We start from the raw sequence: 23,538 nt of genomic DNA, 5'->3' as shown, positions 1-23,538 counted from the left end.
AATTTTCTAGCTAGATATAGTATTGACAAAATGGGAGAAAAAACCCCCATTATTTTCAATATTTAAAGGAGGAATAAAATGAATTATGGGAAGATTACTGCTATTATAGGTCTTGCTTGTATAATTCTATTATCAAGTCCTGCTGTGGCCATTGAAGACAGTAACGAGTATGGAGAAAGAGCTTACGAACATATCCTTGAACTATCTGAAGAAATTGGGCAAAGACCAGCAGGAAGTGATGAAGAACTGGAAGCAGCGGAATATGTCAAGGAAGAATTTGAAGAGTATGGTTATAGTACGGAATTTCAAGAATTTACATTTTATTATGAAGAAACAGAAGAAAATATTGATTCAAAAAACGTTATTGCAACACGGGAAGGATCCACTGATAAACAAGTTGTAATGGGTGCTCATATTGACACTGTGGATTACTCGGAAACTTTAGGTGCTGACGACAATGCTTCTGGTGTAGGCATTATGTTAGAAGTTGCCGAAAGATTTGCTGATATTGATACTGAACATACCCTAGTCTTTATAGCTTTTGGAGCAGAAGAAGTTGGCTTACAGGGCTCCAATTATTATGTAAATCAAATGACTGATGAGGAAATTGAAAATACCAAAGCTATGATTAATCTTGACAGCTTAATAGCAGGAGACAAAATGTATGTTTACGACGCGATGTCAGATACTGAAATGGATGGCGATTTGGTTCAAGACAATTGGATTTTAGATGATATCCTTAAACTGGCTGATAACTTAGACCTTGATCTAAACACAAGTCCAGGAGAGCACGAACATTATCCTAGAGGCACAACTGGACCTTGGTCAGACCATGCGTCCTTTGCTTATGAAGATATACCATTTTTGAATTTTGAAGCTACAAACTGGGAAATTGGAGATGGTGATGGATATACTCAAACGGAAAAACATGGAGCTATATGGCATACCGATGAAGATCGCCTGGAGGTATTAGAAGAAGATTTCCCTGGAAGAGTTGAAGAGAGGTTAGAAACTTTTGGTGAAATAGTATTCCAAACTTTAAATAAATTAACAGCCCCAGAACCCGAAGACACTTTAGAAGCCTCAATGACGGAAGCTCGAGAATTTGAACTTAACTTTGAATTCGAAGAAGAGGTAGATAGAGATAATTTAAAGTGGACTCTAGGAGCAACGATCTTTAATGAATGGAAGGCATTTGATGAGGAAACGGAAGAGTATGATGGCGATCCTTTTATAAGATTTGCCGAAGGACCATATATTCATGATAATGAAGTGACTGCAACTATAGCTGTAGATAAACCCTATGGCACAGATGACTTGGCACCAAGAGTAATAAGACATAGAATCCAAGAACTAAAGGGTTATCACGATTTAATGATAACTGATAAAGAGTCAGGAGAAAGAGTTAATTATGAATTGAAATTATATCCCTATGATTCTTATCATACCTGGGATGAAATCACTCCAGCAATTGAGGAAATTTTAGATGAGGCAAAAGACGACAGGTATTATGATTATGAGATGGTTGGTGAATCAGTGCAAGGTCATGATATCCCCTTAATAGTAGTCTCAGACTCACAGGATTCTGTTGATAAATACGAAGAAGAAATTTTGCCTTTGATGGAAGAGGATCCCGGAAAATTACAGGACAAGATTGAGGATGGTGAGATAGAAGATTACAGATACCCGATTTATATAACAAACATTCACCCTGATGAAACTCCGGGAATAGATGCTCAAATAGAAATTTTAGAAGCATTGTTACAAGATGATGAATTAGAATTTAATACAACTGATTGGGTAGCTGACATGGATGCGGATGAAGCAGAAGAATGGACTGAAACTATTGATGTGGATGACTTACTTGAAGAACTAATCATAATAGTACATCCTACTATCAACCCAGATGGTAGAGAAGTTATGACTAGAGAAAACATTCATGGTTTCGACTTGAATAGAGATAATGCATTCCAAACACAACAAGAGCATAAGGAACAAAAAGACCTAATTAGTTATTGGAAACCCGCTGTATTTTTAGATCTTCATGGCTTTGTACGGGGAGCCTTTGGCGGTGGATTAATTGAACCTTGTACACCACCTCATGATTTTAATTACGAGTACGATCTATATATGAATTATGCTCTAGATCATGCCCAAGCCATGAGAAATGCAGCATTCACCAGTACAGATAACGAGGATTATAAGGGTCCCGATAACCGTGCCTCTATTCCAAGAACAGATTATGGAACAGGATGGGACGATGGTACTGCTGCCTATACTCCAATGCATGCTATGCATTTTGGTGCTTTAGGTCATACTATAGAAATGCCTGGATTAAATCAAGACTCTCATGAATGGACTAAATATGTGGTAAAAGCTTCCTTTGATTTTATTAAAGATAATAAAGAGTCAGTTTTTGACAATCAACTTGAATATTTAAGAAGAGGAGTTGAAGGAGAAGACGCTGAAGAAAAGGTGGATGAATATTTTGTTGATCCCGATCTTGAGTCCATTGGCAGGCCTAGGGCTGAAGGAGAAAGCTTTTTCCCAGAATATTGGGTAATGCCCGTGGGAGAAGATCAAAGAAATGAGTATGAGGTCTATAGAACGGTAGAATATATGCTTAGAAATGGGGTCATAATTGAGCAATTGACTGAAGATGTTGAAGTTAACGAAGAAATATATCCAGAAGGTAGTTATGTTATCCCTATGGAACAGGCCCATCGTGGTTTTGCGAATACTATAATGTGGGATGGACCAGATTTCTCTGAATGGGATGCTATGTACGCTGAAGTTGTTAATGCACTACCACGTACAAGAGGATTTGATGCTGATGAAATTCAAGAAGAAGATGTATTTGATGAGTCTGTGACAGAAGTGGACAGGGACGAATTGCCAGAACCTGATCAGTATATTGCTCAAGCTGATGAATATGTCATTGAAAATAGTACTAATGAAACAACTAGAGCGGTGAATGACCTTCTCGGGAAAGGATATGAAGTCAAAATTATTGCTGAAGAACAAGATGAATTTGGTCAAGGAGACTTTGTGGTAGACGGACATAAGCTTGAGGAAGTTGCTGAAGACTACCATCTCGAAGTAGAAGAATATGATGGCGATGCAGAAGTGATTGTTCTAGATGAACTACCCAAGGTAGCAGCCTTTGGATATCAATCAAAATTTGTAATGGGAGAAAAACTTGGTTTTGAGCTAGTTCATGAATATGATTTTTATAACAGATGGTCTGATCTGGATCAAGAAGAAGTTAGAGACAAACTAGATGAAGCAAATATCATAGTTGATGACGAAGGTCATGCTGACTGGGATATAGTGGAAGAATACATCGAAGATGGTATGCCTTATATTGCTTCTACAGGTTATGCTGTAGATTCAGTGGTTGAAAGTGAATTAGAACTGTTTGAAGGAATTCAGAGTGAAACTACTGATTTTACACATGAAGGTTTATTAAGAGCTGATTTAAATAATGATAATTTTGTGATGGCACCGTACCCTGGAAAAGATTATCTATACAGCAATTCAGGAACTTGGTTTACAGATGTTCCTGAATCAGCTACAGTACTGGCAGAAATACAAGAAGAAGATTTCTATGTATCAGGTTGGTGGCCAGCAGAAGAAGATGAAGATGGAGAACTAATTCACCAAGGATACCAAGATGCGGAAGGACAAATTATGGCAATAAAGAACGAACTTGATGGACAACAGTACTACTTATTTGCTAACTGCACAATCAATAGAGCGCATCCAAGCAATCAATTCCCAATGGTTTCGAACTCTATTTATCAGGCCCTTGGTACAGAATAGAATCTATTGAACCTGTTGGAATCAAGTGTAAAGCACCTGCCTTATATGGGCAGGTGCTTTTTATACGGCCGGGAAAAAGACTGATATTTAATATTAACTATAAAAGGCCCTGATTCTTCTAGCATCAATATTCCAGTATTTTGGCCAGGATTGATGTACTAACCTACAAAATGGAAGATAGAAATTATGCCTAACAAGTAATTAAACCAGTGAATTTCCGAAGTTCTACCGGCAAAAGCTTTTACGAGTGGATAGGCAATAAATCCACCTGCTATACCGTGGGCAATACTATAAGTAAATGGCATCAAAGCAATAGTGATAAAAGCAGGAAACGCTTCTGTAAAATCTTCAAAGTCTATGTCCCGCACAGCACCTATCATAAGTACTCCAACAATTATTAGAGCAGGAGCGGTGGCTTCACTGGGAACCATGGAAGCAAAGGGTGCTAAAAATAAAGCAAGTAAAAATAACAAGCCAACAACTACTGCAGTTGCCCCTGTTCTACCGCCTTCAGAAATACCCGAGGTACTTTCTACATAAGTAGTAACAGTACTAGTTCCCACCAGGGCTCCACCTATTGTACCAATGGCATCAGCAATCATGGCGTTTTTTACTTTGGGAAGGTTTCCTTGTTCATTAAGATAACCTGCTCTTGCCCCTGCTCCCAGGAGAGTCCCCATGGTATCAAATAGATCGACAAAGACCAGGGCAAAAATTGTCATAATGCCTAGATCCAAAATAGCTCCAAAATCTAATTGAAAAGCAATAGGTGCTAAACTGGCAGGTTGACCGATAAAGTCGGAGATACCTGTGGGAAATGCTTGTAAACCTACAAAAAAACTTATAAAAGTACTGATTATAATACCTAGTAAAATTGCACCTTTAACTTTTAAAGCCATTAAAGCAGCTGTTGCCACTAGACCTAATATAGAGACAATTGGTCCAGGTTCTGTTAAATCACCTAAAGTCACTAACGTGTCAGGATAAGGTACAACTATACCAGAATTTTGAAAACCTATCAGGGCGATAAATAATCCAATACCTGCAGCTACAGCTTTTTTTAAAGTCGTCGGAACCACACTATCTATTTTTTCAATTAAGCCTAGAAAAGCCAAAATTATAAAAACAATTCCAGATATTAATACAGCTGCTAGAGCACCTTGCCAGCCAGCTTCAGGGGCAACAGTAAAAGCAAAAAATGCGTTTAATCCCATACCACTGGCTAGTGCAAAAGGATAATTAGTCAGAATTCCCATAAGTATACAACTAACAGCCGCTGTTATAATTGTAGCAGTCATAACTGCTCCCTCATCCATTCCTGTTTCACCTAGTAAATCCGGGTTAACAAAGATAATATAGGCCATTGTCATGAAAGTTGTAATTCCGGCAATAACTTCTGTCTTTAATGATGTGTTATGTTTTTTAAAATCGAAAAATTCCTCCATTTAGATTCCTCCTTATAAAGTTAGTCTTTTAATATCATAAAAAATAAATACACCTTACTCTTTCCTCGGGAGTCACAAAGTTTCAAATTAAAATTCGGAATAATAGCGAACATTTAATAAATTTGTATTTCACTTCAATATCTTCAATATATCCTGCAGGACAAGTTAAACATATCATGGGGGGAGATAAATGTCAATAAAAAATCGAATGATCAAACGTCAAAGTAATAAACATTCGGAAAGTTCGCCGCTTAAAAATAAAGTTGTTAAAAAATAGAGGAATTTGTTAAAAAATATCGAATGACTACGCAACAGCTATTGCTGAAGCTTGTATTAATACTAATTATAGTGAACTTTTTGTATTTGTACTGGTACGACACCAGTGAAAAGGAGTGGACAATATGTCCGATTATAAAATAGATAAGTCGCTTGAAGTAGGAGAATTAAAAATAGAAGAAATCATTGATATAGAAGAAATCAAACCCATAATGGATGAGTTTTATCAAAACACGAAAATTAGCGCAGCTTTAATGGACCTGGAGGGGAACATTTTAGTTTCTACATATTGGCAAGATATTTGTGAAAATTATCATAGAAAACATTCCGAAACCCGGAAAAATTGCATACAAAGCGATCTTAACTTTTCCAAGGGTGCTGAGAGTGGCAGCTATGTAGCTTATAAATGTAAAAATAATTTGCGCGATGTGGCAATACCTATTCATATAGAAGGAGAACAAATAGGTATTGTATTTGTGGGTCAATTTTTTTATGAAGATGATGAGATAGATTTAGTATATTTTACAAATCAAGCTGAAAAGTATGGCTTTGATAAAGGCAAGTACTTGCAAGCTCTTAAAAATGTTCCTAAAGTTAATAAGCTGAAATTACAATCAATTATAAACTTTTATACCAAACTAGCCCATTTGATTTCTACTCTGGGTCATAAGAATGTCAAGCTTCAAAGGAATCTAAAAGCTCAGAACAATGTAAAACAAGCTCTTAGAAAAAGTGAGGAAAATTTAGCAGCAACCTTACATTCCATTGGAGATGGTGTAATTGTTACAGATAAACAGGGTTTGATAACCAGGATGAATCCAGTGGCAGAACAGTTGACGGGTTGGCCTATGAAACAGGCTAAGGATAAACAGTTAGAAATTGTGTTTTACGTTGTGGACCAGGCCGGAGAGAAAATTTTGGATCCGGTTAAGCAAGTTATTCTCAATGGTGAAATTGTTGACTTGGGGAATAACTATGCAACTCTGATTTCTCGCCATGGAAATAGAAGACAGATTTCAGAAAGTGCTGCTCCAATTTATAATCAAGAAGGGGAAATTATGGGAGTAGTAATTGTTTTTTCAGATGTTACAGAACAATACAAGATTCGCGAAGACCTAAAAAAATCTGAACAGCTATTGCAATCGACCCTTGATTCACTAAGTGCCCACATTTGTGTTCTTGATGAAGAAGGCGTTATACGTATTGTCAATAAATCATGGATGGATTTTGGTCGTGGAAATAATGCCCCTCTAGATTTGATAAGTCCAGGCGTCAATTACCTAGAAGTATGTGAAAGAGCTGAAGGTGATGGTGCCGAATTTGCGTGGGAATTTCTAAATGGTATTTACGACGTCAAAAAAGGTGAATTAAATTATTTTGAGTTGGAATATCCTTGTCATTCTCCCACAAAAAACAGATGGTTTATTGGCCGGGTAACTCCTCATCAAGGATACTTTAATAACTCAAGTGATACTGGGATTGTAATTGCCCATGAAGATATAACTGCAAGAAAGCAAGCAGAAGAGAGAATAAAGTATTTAAGTTTTCATGATAGCCTGACAAGTCTTTATAATAGGGCTTATTTGGAAGAGCAAATCAAGAAGTTAGATGTTGAAGGACAGTTACCGATTAGTTTGATACTGGCAGATTTAAATGGACTAAAATTGGTGAATGACAGTTACGGACATGAATGTGGGGATCAATTACTTCTTCAAACTTCAAAAATATTAACGCAATCCTGCAGAAAAGATGATATTATTGCCAGATGGGGTGGAGATGAATTTGTCATTTTACTGACAAAGACAAATAAGGAAGATGCAGAGAAAATATGTAATCGGATAAAAAATCTCTGTATAACAACTAAACAAGAAGAAATCCCAGTTTCTATAACCTTGGGAGTGTCTACCAAAGAAAATAGTGAAGAGGATATATATAATGTATTGATTGCTGCAGAAGAAGAAATGTATAAGAATAAATTAGTTGAAAGCCGAAGTGCCAAGAGCAATATTTTAAAGGCTTTACTAAATACTCTGGGGGCTAAAAGTTTTGAAACGGAAGAACACGCTAGACGAATGCAAGAAATGGCATATAAAATAGGTGTTAAAATAGAATTAACTGAATCTGAACTGGATCGCCTGGTGTTACTAGTTTCAATGCATGATATTGGAAAAATTACCATACCCGAAGAAATTTTAACTAAACCAGAAAACTTGACTAAAAATGAATGGGAATTAGTAAAGAAACATCCAGAAACAGGGTATTGGATTGCTCGGTCAACTGAAGAGTTTTCTCATATAGCAGAAGATATTTTGTATCATCATGAAAAGTGGGACGGAACGGGCTATCCTCAAGGATTAGAAGGTGAAAAAATTCCTTTATTAGCAAGGATAACTGCTATAGTTGATTCATATGATGTAATGATCTATGGCAGACCCTATAAGGAAGCCGTTCCACCTGAACAAGCATTAAGGGAAATTAAAGACAATGCAAGAACTCAATTTGATCCAGAATTAGTTGATATTTTTATGGGTGTTTTAGAAGAAGACTACGGTATTTTTGAAGTTCAGTAATTTTTGGAGGGATATAATGCTTTTAAAAGACCTTCGAACCGAAGTGATAAAGTGTTGTCGTAAATTAGCAGACAATCAGCTTACCCCCGGGACCACTGGGAATGTAAGTGCCCTGAATCGTGAGGAAGGCTTAATGGCGATTTCACCAAGTGGGCTGGAATATCATGACATGACAGTGGAAGAAGTCGTGGTTATGGATTTAGATGGGAATGTGATAGAAGGGAAGGGAGCCCCTTCAAGTGAATGGCCGCTACATTTAAAATGTTATCAGCACAGACAGGATCTAGCAGGAGTAGTTCATACCCATTCTATATATTCGACTATTTTTTCTTGTTTAAATCAGAGTATAGAACCGGTACATTACATGATAGCTTTTTCCGGTCTAAGAGTGCCTTGTGCTGAATATGCCAGACCAGGTTCAGAAGAATTAGCTGTAAAAGCAGTGGAAGAATTAGAAAATTATAATGCCGTATTACTTGCCAATCACGGTTTACTGACGGCGGGTAAAAGTTTACGGGAGGCCTTTGTGACTGCCGAACAGGTGGAATTTGTGGCTGAAATTTACTATAAAACAAAAGCTTTGGCTGAACCAGTTATTATATCAGACCAAGAAATGTCGGCAATTATAAACCAACTCGGTAACTATGGGCGCTAATTGGAATATTTTTGAAGGTTTCTCTAAATATATATAGAAAATTAAGAATAGTGTCAAAAGAGGGGCGAATATCAATGGGGAAATTAAATCTTCGTGCTCATATACACATTTTAATATTATCTCTTGTGTTGATATTACTAGCTATTTCCATAATAAGTTTTACCTCTGATGGTGAAGCAGCGCATCCGGCAGAGCAAGTGGTAGATGGTTTAGGTGAACTACTACTTTTCATCATATTTACTTTGGGGACTATACTTTTGGTGGCATTCATCCTCTATCTGTTGTTTTACGGTAATTTTAGTACTGGAGAAGAACAGGTAAGGGAAGAGTCTAATGAAAATAAGGTTACAAATATTGTGATTACAAGTATAATAATTTTAGCTCTTTTTGGCCTATTTTATACTTTATTGCAGATGGGACAAGAAGAAGTCAAAGACCATTTAGAAGGAATTTCCAAAATCCCAGAAAGTGAGAAGCTTTATGATGAAAAACCCGAATACGAACCCCCAGACTGGTTATATCCGTATCTAAGCTTTTTATTAGGGATCGCTAGTTTAATTATAGTCGGAGCAGTTGTTATTAAAATTAAACATATAATCGAATTAAAGAAAATTAATAAGAGCGTGCAAGAAGAAGGTGATTTATCAAGGGATGACCTTCAAGCTACTACTTGTAAAGAACAGGTCCCAAATAGAGTGGATTTAACTGATTTTGACAGCTTATACGCTGAAATATCCCAGGAAACTGCCCGGAATGCAATAATAAAAGCTTATAATTTTGTTATTAGGTATTTTCAAGTCCAGGATATTATCATTGTTAAACAATTAACTCCTGAAGAAAACCTGAGATACATTGAATCCGCCCTAGGGTTGTCACGAAACAATCCAGTCAGAAGTTTAACGAAATCATATCTTAAGGCTCGATATAGTCATCATGAAATTTCAAACCTTCAAAAAGAAGAAGCTCTGGAAAGCTTTCAGAAAATCCCAGACTTAATGAAGGGAAACTTCAATAAGAAAGGGGTTTCCAAAGAAAATGACGGGGATTAAGCGGATTTATAATTTTACCAAAGGGCCAGTTTTATTATTTCTTTTAATGGCAGCAATTTATTACTTTATTCGAGGAACTATCACAATGGAGCTAATAAGAATCTTTGCTGCTCTTTGGTTTTTAAGCTGGTATAAGAATATCGTTAATCATTACAGTGGGCTCTTTCAATCTGATTACAGTCCTGTAAATAGTTTTTTTAATGATATTAGAAAGTTATTTTCTATTGTAATTAAACCCATAATGGAATTTGCTAAAAGAAAATTCAGGCTAGGGAGCAAAGATGAAGCACCACGGCTAATTGTTCCCGAGGAATATCTGAAGTTGCAGCGGAAAGTTAATATTTCCAGAAATAGCCGCAGGTATTTTTACAGTTGGGTATCTAGTGAAGGTGCTAATGAACAGCTCAAAAATCAAGTTTGGCCTCAAGAGAATGGAGAACAACAGGAACAACGAGAAGCTACTGCTACCTTTCAAGAGATCATGGATATTTTCACTAAACTTTATAAAGAAAGGCTGTATTAAACTTGAATGTTGATAACTGTAAAATTACAGTATCAACAACTAAATATAACAACGTCTATAGAAAAGAAAAGTTCCTAAGGAAGGAGGAAAAATTTATCTTATGGCTTTTCCAAGTAAAGATTTTTCGAAAACTCAAGACAAATGTGAAACAGTAATTGAAACATTGTCCCAGGTGATTGTGGGAAAAGACGATTTATTGAAATATATCTTAACAGGTTTTTTAGCTGATGGTCACATTCTAATTGAAGACGTTCCGGGAGTGGCCAAAACCATGATTGCCAACTCCTTTGCACAAGTCATGAACCTTGATTTTGGTAGAGTGCAATTTTTACCGGATTTATTGCCGGGGGATATTACTGGAGGGTATATCTATAATGCCGGGAAAAATGAATTTGAGTTTAAACCAGGACCAATTTTTACAGGTCTACTACTGGCTGATGAAGTTAATAGGGGTACTCCCAAAACACAATCGGCTCTATTAGAAGCTATGCAGGAAAGGACAGTTACAGTTGAGGGGAGTTCTTATGATCTGACCAAGCCGTTTTTGGTTATTGCTACTCAAAATCCCATTGAATTTGATGGTACTTATCCCTTACCGGAAGCTCAATTGGATAGATTCATCATGAGATTGGAAGTTGGTTATCCTACAGTTGATGAAGAAACAGAAATTTTAGATAAACGGGCACATAGAGCCAAAGATGAAGTTGAATTGCCAACAATAGTCAGTCGAGAAGAATTTTTAGAGATGCAAGAGCAAGTAGAGGAAGTTTTCGTACATGGTGATATTTTAAATTACATATCAAGGTTGGTACATGCGACCAGAGATTTGGATAAGGTGGAAGTCGGTGCTTCACCACGAGGTTCTCTGGCAATTTTTAAATTAAGTCGGGCTGTAGCCATGATGAACGGAAGGGACTTTGTGACTCCCGAAGATGTTAAGGAAGTTTTCATACCTGCACTTATTCATCGTATTATTTTGACACCGGAAGCGAGAATAGAAAAATGGGATTTAAAAGATATGTTAGCTCAAGTCATTAACAAAGTTTCTCCTCCTTCTATTGATGGAAGGAGAGATGATTAGTGACTTTAACAGTTAAATCCCGTACATATTTGTACTTAACTGGCTTATTCGTTTTTTTAGGTATATTGGCCGGTAGAGGAGAATTCTTCATAATGAGTTTACCTCTAGCTATTAGCTTATGTACTCCTTTGTTTGCCAGTGAAAAACGGGATTTAAATTTAAAAGTTATCAACAAAGCCTCCGAGCTAGTAGAAGGCAATGATATCAATCTAAAGATACAATTACAAGCACAGGAATCTCTTCCACTGGTTAATTTAATTCATCATGGTCAATTGGAAAATACCGGTAAAAATTTTACCCAGACAGTTCAGCTTTCCTTAGAACAAGGAGAAGACCGTGAACTGAGCTTAACTTTTCCTACTAAAAATTATCCAGGAATTTATCGTATGGGAGATCTTTCAGTTGAATTGTTAGAACCTTGGGGGACTACTTCGGTTATTAAAAATTTGTCCCAATCGCAAAAAATTACGGTATTTCCCAGAATTGACCTTTTAGAAAATGTAAATTTAATCAATAAACCGAGATTATACCACGGTAATTACACCTCATCCTTTATGGGAGAAGGATTGGAGTTTAGTGAAATTAAAGAATATCGTCATGGAGACAGTTTAAAACATATTAATTGGAAAAAATCTCTTAAATGGGGAGGCCTTTTGGTCAATGACAGGTATTTGGATCGAAATATTGATGCAATCCTACTGATAGACTGTCTCACACAGGTCAAGACTGATGAAAAAGATTACTTACACCAGTGCGCCCGCGGGGCAGCCAGCTTGGCATATAATTATATTGAGAGAAAAGATCGGGTGGGTTTGATTATTTACGATGGAACTATCAAGACAACTTTGCCTCAAAGTGGAGAAGCCCAATTGAAAACCATCCTTCGCCAACTAGCAGCTTTACGAAAATCTTATAGTTATGTGGCGAGACAGGTCACAAAGATACCGCGTTTTATTTTGCCACCCCAGGGAATAGTTTACGGTTTTACGAATCTTTGTGATGACAGGGCCTATAATATGTTTTTAGACTTGGCATCTAGAGGGTTTCAACTTGTACTTATTTATATATCCCCTTTTGAGATGCTAAACGATGAATTAGGTGATGACTCTAACTCTCAAGTTGCTAAAGATATTTGGAAGATGAAACACGAATCTAGAATTAATACTTTAAAAAACTTAGGTGCCTCTGTGGTAGAGACTAAAGGGGAAAGATTAGGACATGTTTTGTCTAGAATGGAAGTTAAAGGACAGCGTAGAGGGTCTATGGCTTTATCCCAGAGTGGTGATTTGAAATGAAATTAATAAATATGAGTTCACTAAAGTTGATGCTCCCTGTACTGGGAATTGCAGTAGGATTGTATCCTGTAGTAATTCATTCAGTCTACTGGCTAGTTTTCACCTTTATAATAGGTCTATTATTATATCAAGGTGTTAGAGCCGGTGAATTCTTATATTTTCAGTTGACAGCTGTAATTTTTGGATTGGCATATTTTATACTAATTACAACTGTTGAAGAAACTGGCACAGAATATTTTTATGGAGTTTTGATTGGCATTACAATATATATAGTTTTGGAGCTGGGTTATATCTTTTCAATAGTTAACAAGAAGTTTCTTTCCGAAGACAAGGACTATCAGAGTATCAATACAAAATTACTCTATCCTATAATCAAACGATTCCTTGGTGTGGGTTTGATAACAATTCTAGTTTCGGTACTGGTTGTGGGAATTTCGGTCACCGTTAATGTGGTTGTAATCTCTCCTGTAATAGACTTATTTATATTGATAACTCTGCTGGCTAGTATACTATACAGTATTTACAGGGCTTTGAGTTATCAATTATAATGAAAAGATAGTAAGTATAACTAATTTTATTTTTGAAAGAGGTGGCTAGTTAAGTGTTTCGTCAGAAGAAACAAAGATTAGGGGATTTGTTGTTGGAAAGCGGTGCTATCACCGAAGAAGACTTAAAACAAGCCCTTGACCATCAAAATAAGTCAGGACAAAAGTTAGGGGCTAGCCTGGTAGATCTGGGAATAATTACAGAAGAAGAGATTATTGAAGTATTGGAATTCCAACTTGGAATACCCCATGTATCCCTGTCCCAATACGATACCAATAGAGAAACTGCTACACTCATTCCTGCCTATTTAGCAGAACGGTATCAAGTGCTTCCCATAGATAATAGAAGTGGAAAATTAGTACTGGCCATGGGTGACCCTTTAAATGTGGTTGCTATTGATGACGTCAAAATGGCTACCGGTATGGAAGTTGAGCCTGTTATAGCATCTCCTCGAGAAATCGAAGGTGAGATTAACCGTCACTTTGGAATCCAGGATTCTGTTGAAAAAGCTATAGAAGAAATTGAAGGCTCAGCCGAGGAAGAGGCAGAAAGTGAAATAGCTGCAACTGAAGAAGAAGAGTTATCAAATCTAGAAACTAATGCACCTGTTGTCAAAGTGGTCAATTCTTTAGTGTCTCAAGCATACGAGCAGGGTGCTAGTGATATACATATTGAACCTACTAAACAGGGGATGCAGATACGGTACCGAATAGATGGAGTCTTGCATAATGTGGCAACTCCTCCCCGGTATGCTAAAGATCTGTTGATCAGTCGTGTGAAAATTATGGCTGGTATGGACATTACAAAAAAAAGAATCCCCCAAGATGGTAGGAGCAATTATAATATAGGAGGACATGAAATTGACTTAAGGGTATCTACTTTACCGACAATTTACGGTGAAAAAGTAGTGATCCGCTTGCTTCATAAAGATAAAGTGATTTTTTCACTGGATAAATTGGGGTTTCAACAGGATAATTTTAAGCTCTATCAAGGATTATTGAAAAACAGTGCCGGGATGGTTTTGGTTACCGGCCCTACTGGATGTGGTAAAACTACTACTCTCTATTCTTCCCTCAACCGGATAAACAGTTCCGAGAAAAATATAATTACTATAGAGGATCCAGTGGAATATCAGATTGAAGGGATTAATCAAGTTCAAACCAATGAAAAAGGTGGATTGACCTTCGCAAACGGTTTAAGAGCTATTTTACGTCAAGATCCGGATATCATCATGGTAGGGGAAATCAGAGACTTAGAAACTGCTCAAATTGCAATTAGATCGGCCCTGACAGGACATTTAGTGTTTTCTACATTACATACTAATAATGCGATTGCCACCCTTTCCAGGCTAGTGGATATGGGAATCCCGCCTTTTTTAGTTAGCTCTGCTGTGGAAGGAGTATTATCCCAGAGGTTGGTAAGGATAATCTGTTCCAATTGCAAAATTGAATACAGCCCCACGGCCGAGGAACAAGAAATATATCACCGTTACTCGGGGGAACAGGTGGATACCCTTTATAAAGGTAAAGGCTGTACCAACTGTAATAATACTGGTTATAAAGGTCGGACTGCAATTCATGAACTATTGATACTTGATAAAACTTTAAAAGATATGCTAGCTAGAGAAGCTTCTGAAAGAGAACTGACAGAGGAAGCTCGTAAAAGAGGTTTTTCATATTTAATCGAAAACGCCATTTCTAAAGTCAGTCAGGGTATCACAACTATGGAAGAAGTTATTAGAGCTACCTTTCATCAGGAAAGCCATCTCTAAATAACTCATCGTCGACTTATGAATAATATTGATTCATCGACTAATAATTGAATTTATCGATAATTATTGAATCACTGCGCAGATTTGATTTATGTCTTCCAAGAGGAGAGTGATCCAAATTGAATATAACTATAGATGAGCTGTTATCTCAGGCGGTTTCTCAAGGGGCCTCTGATCTGCACGTAACAGTTGAATCCCCTCCTATAATACGTAAAGATGGAGAACTTTTTCCCCTGTCATATGATAAATTCAGTCCCGAATTGACTGAAAAGATGGCCAAGGAAGTTCTGGCTGTCAAGGGAATAGATGCCTTAACATCGGAATTAGGTGAAACAGATCTATCCTATAGCATACCGGGTACTGGTAGGTTTAGAATCAATGTCTTTCTGCAGAGAAATACGTACGGAATTTCTTGTCGTGTTATTTCTTCTCGGGTTCCCAATCTAGAGGAATTAGGCCTCCCTCCTATTGTAAAGAGTCTTGCCCAGGAAAATAGGGGTTTAGTAGTGGTTACCGGGGCTACCGGTAGCGGTAAATCTACGACTTTAGCTGCCATGATAGATGAAATCAATAAAAACCGAACTTGTCATGTTGTTACTCTGGAAGATCCTATTGAATATTTGCATAATCACAATCAAAGTATAATCAATCAACGGGAAATCGGTAGTGATTCAGCTGGTTACGCTGGGGCTTTGAGAGCGGCTTTACGACAAGATCCCGATGTAATCCTTGTTGGAGAGATGCGGGACAGGGAAACTATCCAAACTGCCATTACGGCAGCGGAAACTGGTCATTTAGTATTGACAACTTTACATACAGTAGATGCCCCTCAAACCATTGATAGAATCGTGGATGTTTTTCCACCACATCAACAGAATCAAATTAGAGTTCAATTGGCAGGTACTCTGAAAGGCATTTTGGCACAACAACTGCTTCCCAAGTCACAAGGCGGCCGCGTTGCTGCATTGGAGTGTCTTGTTTCGACTTCTGGTATTAAAAATTTAATTAGGGAAGGTAAAACATATCAGATCTATTCTCAAATGCAAACTGGGGCAAAATTAGGCATGCAGACTATGGAAAGTGCAGTTAAAGATTTGTTTCAAAATGGACTTATAACAGAAGCTACTATGGAAAAAAGTTTACCAGCCAAGGGAAAGCTAAAATAAAATCAGCCAAGGTGAACTTAAAATTAGTCTCTTGTATATTCCGTTGTTGTTGAACTCTTGGATTGAACGAATTCTGTAGGGTTGATATTACATATTTAACACAGTATAAATTTAGTGACTATCAATTATTGAGGTGAATCAGATGACCCCAAAATATTCATATAAAGCCAGGGATCCAAGTGGAAACCTGATCAAGGGTAGTCAAGAAACTGAGGACCGTCAAAGCTTAATACAAGAATTAAAATCAGATCAGCTTTACATAGTTGAAATTAAACAGACAGGTAAAGAATTCAGTTTTAGTAATCTGAAAAAATATTTTCAAAAACCTGTAGCTTCCAGGGACCTGATGATTTTTTCTAGGCAGTTTGCCACTATGATCAAAGCCGGGGTTACAGTGTTAGATAGTTTAGAGTCTTTGTCAGAGCAGATGGATAGCAAAAAATTGTCTCGAGGCCTGGTGAATGTGACAGAAAGTTTGAGAGGTGGTAATAGCCTGGCCGAATCGTTTCACGAACAAAAAGATGTGTTTCCCGAATTATTTGTTAATATGATCAGTGCTGGTGAAGAAGCTGGTGCCCTTGAGGACGTTTTGGAACGAATGGCAGTTCACTATGAGAAGGAACATCAGCTTTTGGAAAAAATCAAAAGTGCCATGACGTATCCCGTAATACTTTTAGGAGTGGCCTTCTTAGTTGTATATTTTTTAGTGACTTATGTACTGCCCGAATTTGCAGGGATTTTCGCAGGAATGGACGTAGAGCTTCCGTTATTAACTGAAATTATGTTATTTACTGGAAAAGCTTTAAGGGCCAATATACAATGGTTATTAATAATTTTAATTGTCCTAAGTTTAGCTGGCTATTATCTCTTGAATACCGATGGAGGAAAATATTTATATGACAAGGCAAAATTAACTTTACCAGTACTGGGAGGAGTTAGCAAAAAAGTTATTATAGCCAGGTTTTCTCGTATTTTAACTACTCTGATTGGCAGTGGAATTACTTTAATGGATGCTTTAGGATTAGTTAAAAAAACTATTGGAAATAAGTTAATGGAAAAAGTCTTAGATGAGGCCGTGGATAATATAGAACAGGGACAGACCATGTCAAAACCCTTTGAGGAAAGTGAGTTATTTCCGCCTCTTGTGAGCAAGATGATGTCTGTAGGTGAGGAAACGGGAGCAATTGAAGAGATGATGGATAAAGTAGCTGATTTTTATGAACAGGAAAGTAGTTATACTCTGGACAGGCTCAGTGCCCTGATAGAGCCGGTAATGATTTTAATTTTAATGGTTGTAGTAGCTGTGATAGTACTGGCAGTTGTATTACCTATGGTGGAAATGTGGCAAATTTATTAAAATACATAACTCGAGTAATTGTTCAATGTATTGTTTCGATAAGATTGGGGGACTTCAAATGTTAAGGGGAAAGTTGATTCCTGAACAGGTACCACTGGGAATAGACTTAGGAAGATCCAGTATTAAAATAGTTGAACTAAGTAAATTGCGGTCTAAGTTTGTACTCAAAAGATTCACTATCGAAGAATTTTCGGTACCCCAAGATGATGAAGGGGATAATCAGGGAGAGCAAATTGGACAGTATCTGCGAGAATGTCTGGATAAATACAAAATAAAAAATAAAAATGCTTATTTAGCAATAAAAAATGACGATGTAGTTATCAGAACTATCTCATTCCCTCCTATGCCCCAATCGGAATTAGCTCAGGCGGTTGACTATGAGGCAGATAATTATATTATGATGCCCAAAAACCAGGCTAATGTTGATTGGCATATCCTAAAACAAGATGAACACGGAATCACAGTCTTACTTTTGGCTGCGAGAAAAGACTTAATAAACAAATACCATGAAGTTTGCGAGACTGCTGGAATTAAATTAAAAGCCTTAGATGTAGAAGTTTTTTCCTTGAAAAGGCTAGTTGATTTTTTGGAAACACATAACAAGGATAACTTTTCAGGGAAGGTAGATGGTCATTTGACTTTAACTCTAGATATGGGAGCGGGTGGCACAACTTTATTATTTACTAAAAAAAATAACTATGTGTTTTCCAGAAACATTTCTATTGGTGGAATGGATTTTACCAAGGCTATTTCCCAGGAAGCAGGTATTAGCTTCCAAGAAGCGGAACAAAACAAAGATCAGGTTAATTACTTAGAATATAATAGTGTTCTAGGACAAGCCCAAGACTTACTAAGAGAAATAGCAAGATCGGTAGAATATGTAAATTCACAAAAACTGTCCAAGGGTGATCCAGAACAATTATATGTTACTGGCGGAGGTTGGCGAATGAAAGGCCTGTTAGATTATATTAGGGAAAACCTAGGTACTACCCCAGAGATAGTTAATCCTTTCAAGCACATTAAATCCAGGGGAGAACTTGTAACTGAAGGTATGATGGCTAGTATTGCTACTGGCTTGGCCTTACGGAGGTGGACGAAATGACAATTAAGCCGGACCTGCGCCTTCCCGAATACAAAACAAGAGATCAAATAAACTGGTATCAACTTTTTTTAATAATAATATTAGTAGGTTTTCTAGGCCTTTTAGGGATGGGCTTTGGCCTCATGCAGCAAGAACTTGCTAGCCTGGAAAATAGATTGGAACAGCTTGAACAGCTTGAACAAAACTTGATGACAGAACTTGAGGATTACGATAATTTAGGCGAAATGAAAGAAGAATATGAATTAAAAACCGAACGGATCGAAAAACTCGAAAGTGGTCATATCAGCTGGTCTCAACACTTTGAAGAATTATCCCAAAATATGCCCCAGGGGCTTTGGTTGGAAGAGTATACTGCTGCTGAACCAGAGGAGATAAGCATAAGTGGATATGCAAATACAGTTTTTGATGTGATGGTATTTTTACAGGAATTAGAAACTAATACACATCATGAACAGCTTGAGTTAGACTCTTTAACTGAAGGAGAAGGAGCTTACTATTTTAATATAAATGGTGAGCTGGACGTAACTGTATTAGAATGGGAAGATGAATCACAGGATAATCAAGAAGCTGATGATGATGGATAGGAGTTGTTATCATGGATGAAAAAAACAAAGGATTAATTAATAAACTGTCCTCTTTATCCAAAAGAGAAAGGCTCTTACTTATGATAGCAGGTATCCTGGTGGTGTTTGTCTCGTTTTGGCAGTTTATTTTTATCCCATTTGAAAATCGAAGGTCTGAGTTAGAAAAAAATATAGATCATACTCAGCAAAATATCAATCATTTACAGGGGAAATTATCTGAATGGGCTGATTTTGAAGAAGGGATGACTGACCCCAAACAACAGATAGGTGAATTAGAAGAGATACTACCCGGAACAATAGAACGAGAATATGTCTTCTATGAAATAGCTACAATTTTTTATCAACAAAATATCTCCTTTGATACAATATTTTTTAACAGTCAGGAAATGGATGAAGGTATTAAAAAATTAAACATGTCGGGTAATTTATGGGGTAGATATAGCGATGTATATCAAACTATGGAACAGTTAGAAGACATGGAACGCCTAGTAAATGTTACATCTCTTGATATAACTTCTTTAGAAGACACTTATTCTGAAAATGAGCATGGACTTGAACAGGATATAGATTCTCAAGAAATTAATGTTGCCTTTGAAATAGAAGTATACTGGGATGATATTCCCCTTAATAGAACGAAAAATACACTAGACCCGGAAAAAGATGATATGGGAAAATTAGACCCTTTTATACGGGTACAAGATTAATGTGGCTGGCCTTAAGTATAAACTATGACTTGGGCCAGCTATTATTTTTATAAAAGACGCTGTTATATTTAGTAGTTGTTGTTGATATTAAATTTGTTATCAAGATTCAACTTTAATACAGCTTTCCAAAAAGTTTCATTAAAATAGCGTTAATAAATCGACTTTTTAATCGTCTTTGGATATGAAAAATAAAATTAATTCAGTAGTGTAGAATAGTTATTGAAAAATTCTTTATTTTAGGGGGCGATTAAAAATGAGTCGAGTTACTAAGATGGTCTTTTGCATATTAATGATGGCTGCTTTAGTAACAACGGGTTTTGGAAAAGCTGAACTAACAGCTGACATTGAAGGAGAAGATATCAACTTAAGTGATCATGGTGCCTTTATAAAAGATGATGGAGTGCCTTTTGTTCCTGTGAGGATAATAGGTGAAAAATTGGGAGCATACGTCCATTGGGAACAAGATGAACAAAAAGTCTATATTTATCCTGAAGATAAAGGAAGGTTCATAGAGCTAGAGTTAGAAGCTGCAGAATTTATAATAAATGGTGAGACACAAGCTATGTCTTCCAGCTCCCAGTTGAGGAACAACAGGATTCAAGTTCCGTTACATTTTATCAATGACGCATTAGAAGCTAGAGCAAGTTGGGACGGAAACAAGGTGAGTATTGCTCAAGGTGGAGAACAAAATCCAAAAGTTGAAATGGATACGCTAGATGAGGAATTTGAAGCATCTGAGGATATCGCCTTTAAAATCAAAAACAGAGGTAATACTGAGTTGACCTTTGCCAGAATATTTAAAGTAGAATACTTTCATGAAGAGCAAAATAGCTGGGAAGAGGTTGAACTTGAACTAGCCTGGATTCAAGATATGGTAATGTTGAAACCAGGTGAAAATCATATCCAAAAAATTAATCCTGAAGATTTTGCCCAAGAAACCAAAACTGGTAGTTATAGAATCTTAAAAGAGGTCAGATGTTTTGAAACTGACCAAGAATTTTTACTAACTGAAGAGTTTCAACTAAATTAACCTAGTTTAAGCTGACCCATTGATTACACTTTACACTAATTATATAAAAATACGGAATAATGATGAAATCTTAGTTAAAAACTGTTATAGTATAATTACTACATTTTAACAAGTAGGAGGTTGTATGGTGATAAATGAATTACACAAAAAGTTCACCCAGCTTGTTAATAAACACAATTTGAATAATAAAGAAATTGAGGTTAGTGCTCGACCCTTGAGTATTAGAGAGGCAATTGGTGAAACAGGTCGCGATAACCTCCCACTACAGCGGGGTCATGAAGTATTGATCCAGGCAGAGTTGGGCGGTTACGCTGGTCAGGCCTTTACCGATAACCCAGGGGACTTTAAAGGGACGATCAAGGATTTATTACATCAGGATTTTGACGATAATTTCAACAGGGCTTTATTGATTGCATCTATAAATGCTGTCACTTGTTATTTAGGTCTGGTCGATGGGACTGTCCACTGCAAAGATGAAGACTTAGAAAAATGCGGTGAAGATGTGGCGGAGTATATCAGTAAAAATCACAGTCAAGCTCGAAATATTGGAATTATCGGTTTTCAACCAGTTATTATCGAGAATATCGTAAACAACTTTGGTAGCGAAAGTGTCATGGTTACTGACTTAAATGAAGATAAAATCGGAGAAGAGTATCATGGAGTAGAAATTTGGGATGGAAGCCAAAAGACTGAGGAATTAATCAAAAACAGCGATTTGGTGCTGGCAACGGGTTCGACGGTGGTTAATGATTCCCTGGACGAGATTACTGCCAAGGCAAAAGAACATAAAAAAGAATTACTCCTTTTTGGAACAACAATTGCCGGACCAGCTGTATTACTGGGCTTAAACAGGATCTGTCCCCGAAGTTATTAAAAATTGCTTTTTTAGGAATATTGTGCTAAACTTATATTAATTTTACTGGGACTTTTCTACTATACAAAACTGGATCATATTTTTTACTTGTCCAACTATCACAATCAACGAGACAATTAAACTCAAAATAAAATATCAGAGGTGAAATACAATGGGAAACTGGATGAAAAGGAATTTGAAGCAAACTCGGGGATTTACATTGATAGAGCTTCTGGCAGTAATTGCTATTTTAGGATTACTGGTGGCCATTGCAGTTCCCAATCTATTCGGAGTGATTGACAGAGCTGAAGCAGAAAGCAAAAAGGCCGATGCCAGAGCTGTGAAAAATGCCGCTTTAACTTACTTGACCTTGGAACGAGTGGAACGAGATGAAGCTGTTGGACTTGAACCTCTTAATGATATGGTGAGTTCAGAAGGAACCTTGGCCGACTATATTGACATGACCGAGGACCGAGCTAATGAGTTAGGGGTGGATAAAGGCAGTAACTGGGGAGAATTTCTAGACAACTTAGAGGAAATAATCCAGGAAGATAGCGAAGAAAACGATGATGACAAAGAAAACGGTGGGTAACTTACATGAGTTAATAAAGAATCTGTTTATTTCGGCATCGCGCCTGTAAGCGATGCTTTTTTATATTTGTTTGTCCAAGTTAGAAAGCTCAATTAATAGTGAAAAAGTCCTAATCTAGATGATTTTATTGATTGTGATAGGAATTTCTGGTAAAGTTACAATACAAAACAAAGAGACAAAAGAACTATTATGGTAGTTCAGAAGTCTCAGGGTTTTCTTAGGAGTTAAAATTGAAGGGAGTTGTAGACACTTTGTTTCAGCTGAAAATGATAACAGACAAACTTAAAAAAGAGGACGGTTTCACCTTAATTGAGCTTTTGGCAGTTGTTGCTATCATAGGTATTTTAGTTGCCCTTGTTTCGCCAAATGTCATGAATGCCATCGGTGAAGCTGAAAGTGAGGCCGAAAAAGCAGAAAAACAGATTGTTAAGAATGCCGCCCGAACAGCTTATATGCTTGAAGACGAAGATTGGGAAGAGAAAATTGGAAACTATATTGATGGGGATTTGACTCAGTTAGATAGTGATGATGAAGTTACTATTGATACAGTAGAAGATGAAGAAACAATTGAAATTAAATCAGACTGGGTAGCCGATACAAATTGAGAGTAATCTTGATATGCAAGCATCGCTATTAAAGTAAAGTATTAGCGATGCTTTTCTATATATTTTATTAAAATAAAGGAAGTGAATCAAATGCTCAATTATCAGCTAGAGTCAAATAATCTTCGGGGATTTACACTGTTAGAGGTTTTAGCTGGAATTGTCATCCTGGGTTTAATTGCTATACCATTGATGTCTTATTTTACTCAATCCTTGATGACGGCAGGAGAAACTCGGGCAAAGAGTGAAGATATTACCCTGGCTTCTTCACTTATGGAAGAGGCAATTTTAACAGTGGAGGAACTAGAAGCAGATAGTTCTATTTTTGATTTTGCTGATACCTTTAGCCAGATTGTAGATTATGACAATATTGAGGAAAAAGATAATCAAATAAAGCTTCCCCAAAAGAATGCTTCAATAGACTTACAAGACTCCCAAGATCAAATGGTGATTATTACAGTTCAAGTCAATGACTACTCCTTAAAGACAATGAGGTTTATGCCTTGGGAATGAGG

Annotated in this window: 20 protein-coding genes; 19 read left to right on the top strand and 1 reads right to left on the bottom strand. The window is 36.8% G+C overall.

Features of this window, described 5'->3' with window-relative positions; translation table 11 throughout:
• Positions 1-78 precede the first annotated feature (78 nt).
• On the top strand, positions 79-3,822 hold the full coding sequence (locus NTHER_RS10740) for a M20/M25/M40 family metallo-hydrolase (protein ID WP_012448535.1): 3,744 nt from the start codon (positions 79-81) through the stop codon (positions 3,820-3,822).
• Positions 3,823-3,980: 158 nt separating this feature from the next.
• Here NTHER_RS10740 and NTHER_RS10735 read toward each other — a convergent pair whose 3' ends face one another.
• A complete protein-coding gene (locus NTHER_RS10735; protein WP_012448534.1) occupies positions 3,981-5,267 on the bottom strand; it encodes an NCS2 family permease in 1,287 nt (428 codons plus the stop codon).
• 401 nt (positions 5,268-5,668) lie between these two features.
• Between NTHER_RS10735 and NTHER_RS15305 the strand changes: the two genes are divergently transcribed.
• From NTHER_RS15305 to NTHER_RS10645, 18 genes are all read left to right on the top strand, one after another.
• The gene (locus NTHER_RS15305) at positions 5,669-8,113 is read left to right on the top strand and encodes a PocR ligand-binding domain-containing protein (protein WP_012448533.1); all 2,445 of its coding nucleotides are present in this window, start codon (positions 5,669-5,671) and stop codon (positions 8,111-8,113) included.
• 16 nt (positions 8,114-8,129) lie between these two features.
• Positions 8,130-8,768, top strand: a complete 639-nt coding sequence (locus tag NTHER_RS10725) for a class II aldolase/adducin family protein (RefSeq protein ID WP_012448532.1) — start codon at positions 8,130-8,132, stop codon at positions 8,766-8,768.
• Between the two features lie 74 nt (positions 8,769-8,842).
• On the top strand, positions 8,843-9,817 hold the full coding sequence (locus tag NTHER_RS10720; protein WP_012448531.1) for a hypothetical protein: 975 nt from the start codon (positions 8,843-8,845) through the stop codon (positions 9,815-9,817).
• Complete coding sequence (locus NTHER_RS10715) at positions 9,804-10,340, top strand: hypothetical protein (RefSeq protein WP_041367109.1); 537 nt, start codon at positions 9,804-9,806, stop codon at positions 10,338-10,340. The genes NTHER_RS10720 and NTHER_RS10715 overlap by 14 nt, the downstream gene beginning before the upstream one ends.
• A gap of 100 nt (positions 10,341-10,440) precedes the next feature.
• Positions 10,441-11,421 carry an AAA family ATPase gene (locus NTHER_RS10710; RefSeq protein ID WP_012448529.1) on the top strand — a complete coding sequence of 327 codons (981 nt, stop codon included), beginning with the start codon at positions 10,441-10,443 and terminating at the stop codon, positions 11,419-11,421.
• Positions 11,421-12,716: a DUF58 domain-containing protein gene (locus tag NTHER_RS10705; protein ID WP_012448528.1), complete on the top strand. Its 1,296-nt coding sequence runs from the start codon at positions 11,421-11,423 to the stop codon at positions 12,714-12,716. Before NTHER_RS10710 ends, NTHER_RS10705 begins: the two co-directional genes overlap by 1 nt.
• Positions 12,713-13,264 carry a hypothetical protein gene (locus NTHER_RS10700; RefSeq protein WP_012448527.1) on the top strand — a complete coding sequence of 184 codons (552 nt, stop codon included), beginning with the start codon at positions 12,713-12,715 and terminating at the stop codon, positions 13,262-13,264. The genes NTHER_RS10705 and NTHER_RS10700 overlap by 4 nt, the downstream gene beginning before the upstream one ends.
• Positions 13,265-13,317: 53 nt before the next feature.
• Positions 13,318-15,033 (top strand): GspE/PulE family protein, encoded by a 1,716-nt coding sequence (locus tag NTHER_RS10695; RefSeq protein WP_012448526.1) that lies wholly within the window; start codon positions 13,318-13,320, stop codon positions 15,031-15,033.
• Positions 15,034-15,158: 125 nt separating this feature from the next.
• Entirely contained in the window at positions 15,159-16,199 is a 1,041-nt protein-coding gene (locus NTHER_RS10690; RefSeq protein ID WP_041367768.1) for a type IV pilus twitching motility protein PilT, read from the top strand.
• Positions 16,200-16,341: 142 nt separating this feature from the next.
• Entirely contained in the window at positions 16,342-17,556 is a 1,215-nt protein-coding gene (locus tag NTHER_RS10685; protein WP_012448524.1) for a type II secretion system F family protein, read from the top strand.
• A gap of 58 nt (positions 17,557-17,614) precedes the next feature.
• Entirely contained in the window at positions 17,615-18,658 is a 1,044-nt protein-coding gene (pilM, locus tag NTHER_RS10680; protein ID WP_012448523.1) for a type IV pilus assembly protein PilM, read from the top strand.
• Entirely contained in the window at positions 18,655-19,242 is a 588-nt protein-coding gene (locus NTHER_RS10675; RefSeq protein WP_012448522.1) for a PilN domain-containing protein, read from the top strand. The genes pilM and NTHER_RS10675 overlap by 4 nt, the downstream gene beginning before the upstream one ends.
• Before the next feature lie 11 nt (positions 19,243-19,253).
• Positions 19,254-19,946 carry a type IV pilus inner membrane component PilO gene (locus tag NTHER_RS10670; protein WP_012448521.1) on the top strand — a complete coding sequence of 231 codons (693 nt, stop codon included), beginning with the start codon at positions 19,254-19,256 and terminating at the stop codon, positions 19,944-19,946.
• A gap of 253 nt (positions 19,947-20,199) precedes the next feature.
• Positions 20,200-20,976: a copper amine oxidase N-terminal domain-containing protein gene (locus tag NTHER_RS10665; RefSeq protein WP_012448520.1), complete on the top strand. Its 777-nt coding sequence runs from the start codon at positions 20,200-20,202 to the stop codon at positions 20,974-20,976.
• A gap of 124 nt (positions 20,977-21,100) precedes the next feature.
• A complete protein-coding gene (locus tag NTHER_RS10660) occupies positions 21,101-21,850 on the top strand; it encodes a Rossmann-like domain-containing protein (RefSeq protein ID WP_012448519.1) in 750 nt (249 codons plus the stop codon).
• 151 nt (positions 21,851-22,001) lie between these two features.
• Complete coding sequence (locus NTHER_RS10655; protein ID WP_012448518.1) at positions 22,002-22,421, top strand: type II secretion system protein; 420 nt, start codon at positions 22,002-22,004, stop codon at positions 22,419-22,421.
• 251 nt (positions 22,422-22,672) lie between these two features.
• Positions 22,673-23,026, top strand: coding sequence for a type II secretion system protein (locus NTHER_RS10650; protein WP_202943847.1), 354 nt, complete (start codon positions 22,673-22,675; stop codon positions 23,024-23,026).
• A gap of 90 nt (positions 23,027-23,116) precedes the next feature.
• The gene (locus tag NTHER_RS10645) at positions 23,117-23,536 is read left to right on the top strand and encodes a type II secretion system protein (RefSeq protein WP_012448516.1); all 420 of its coding nucleotides are present in this window, start codon (positions 23,117-23,119) and stop codon (positions 23,534-23,536) included.
• The last annotated feature ends 2 nt before the right edge of the window (positions 23,537-23,538 follow it).

Origin of the sequence: Natranaerobius thermophilus JW/NM-WN-LF, assembly GCF_000020005.1 — a bacterium.
GTDB lineage: Bacteria > Bacillota > Natranaerobiia > Natranaerobiales > Natranaerobiaceae > Natranaerobius > Natranaerobius thermophilus.
Note: the sequence above shows the minus strand (reverse complement) of the source record. Positions and strands in the feature narration are given on the sequence as shown.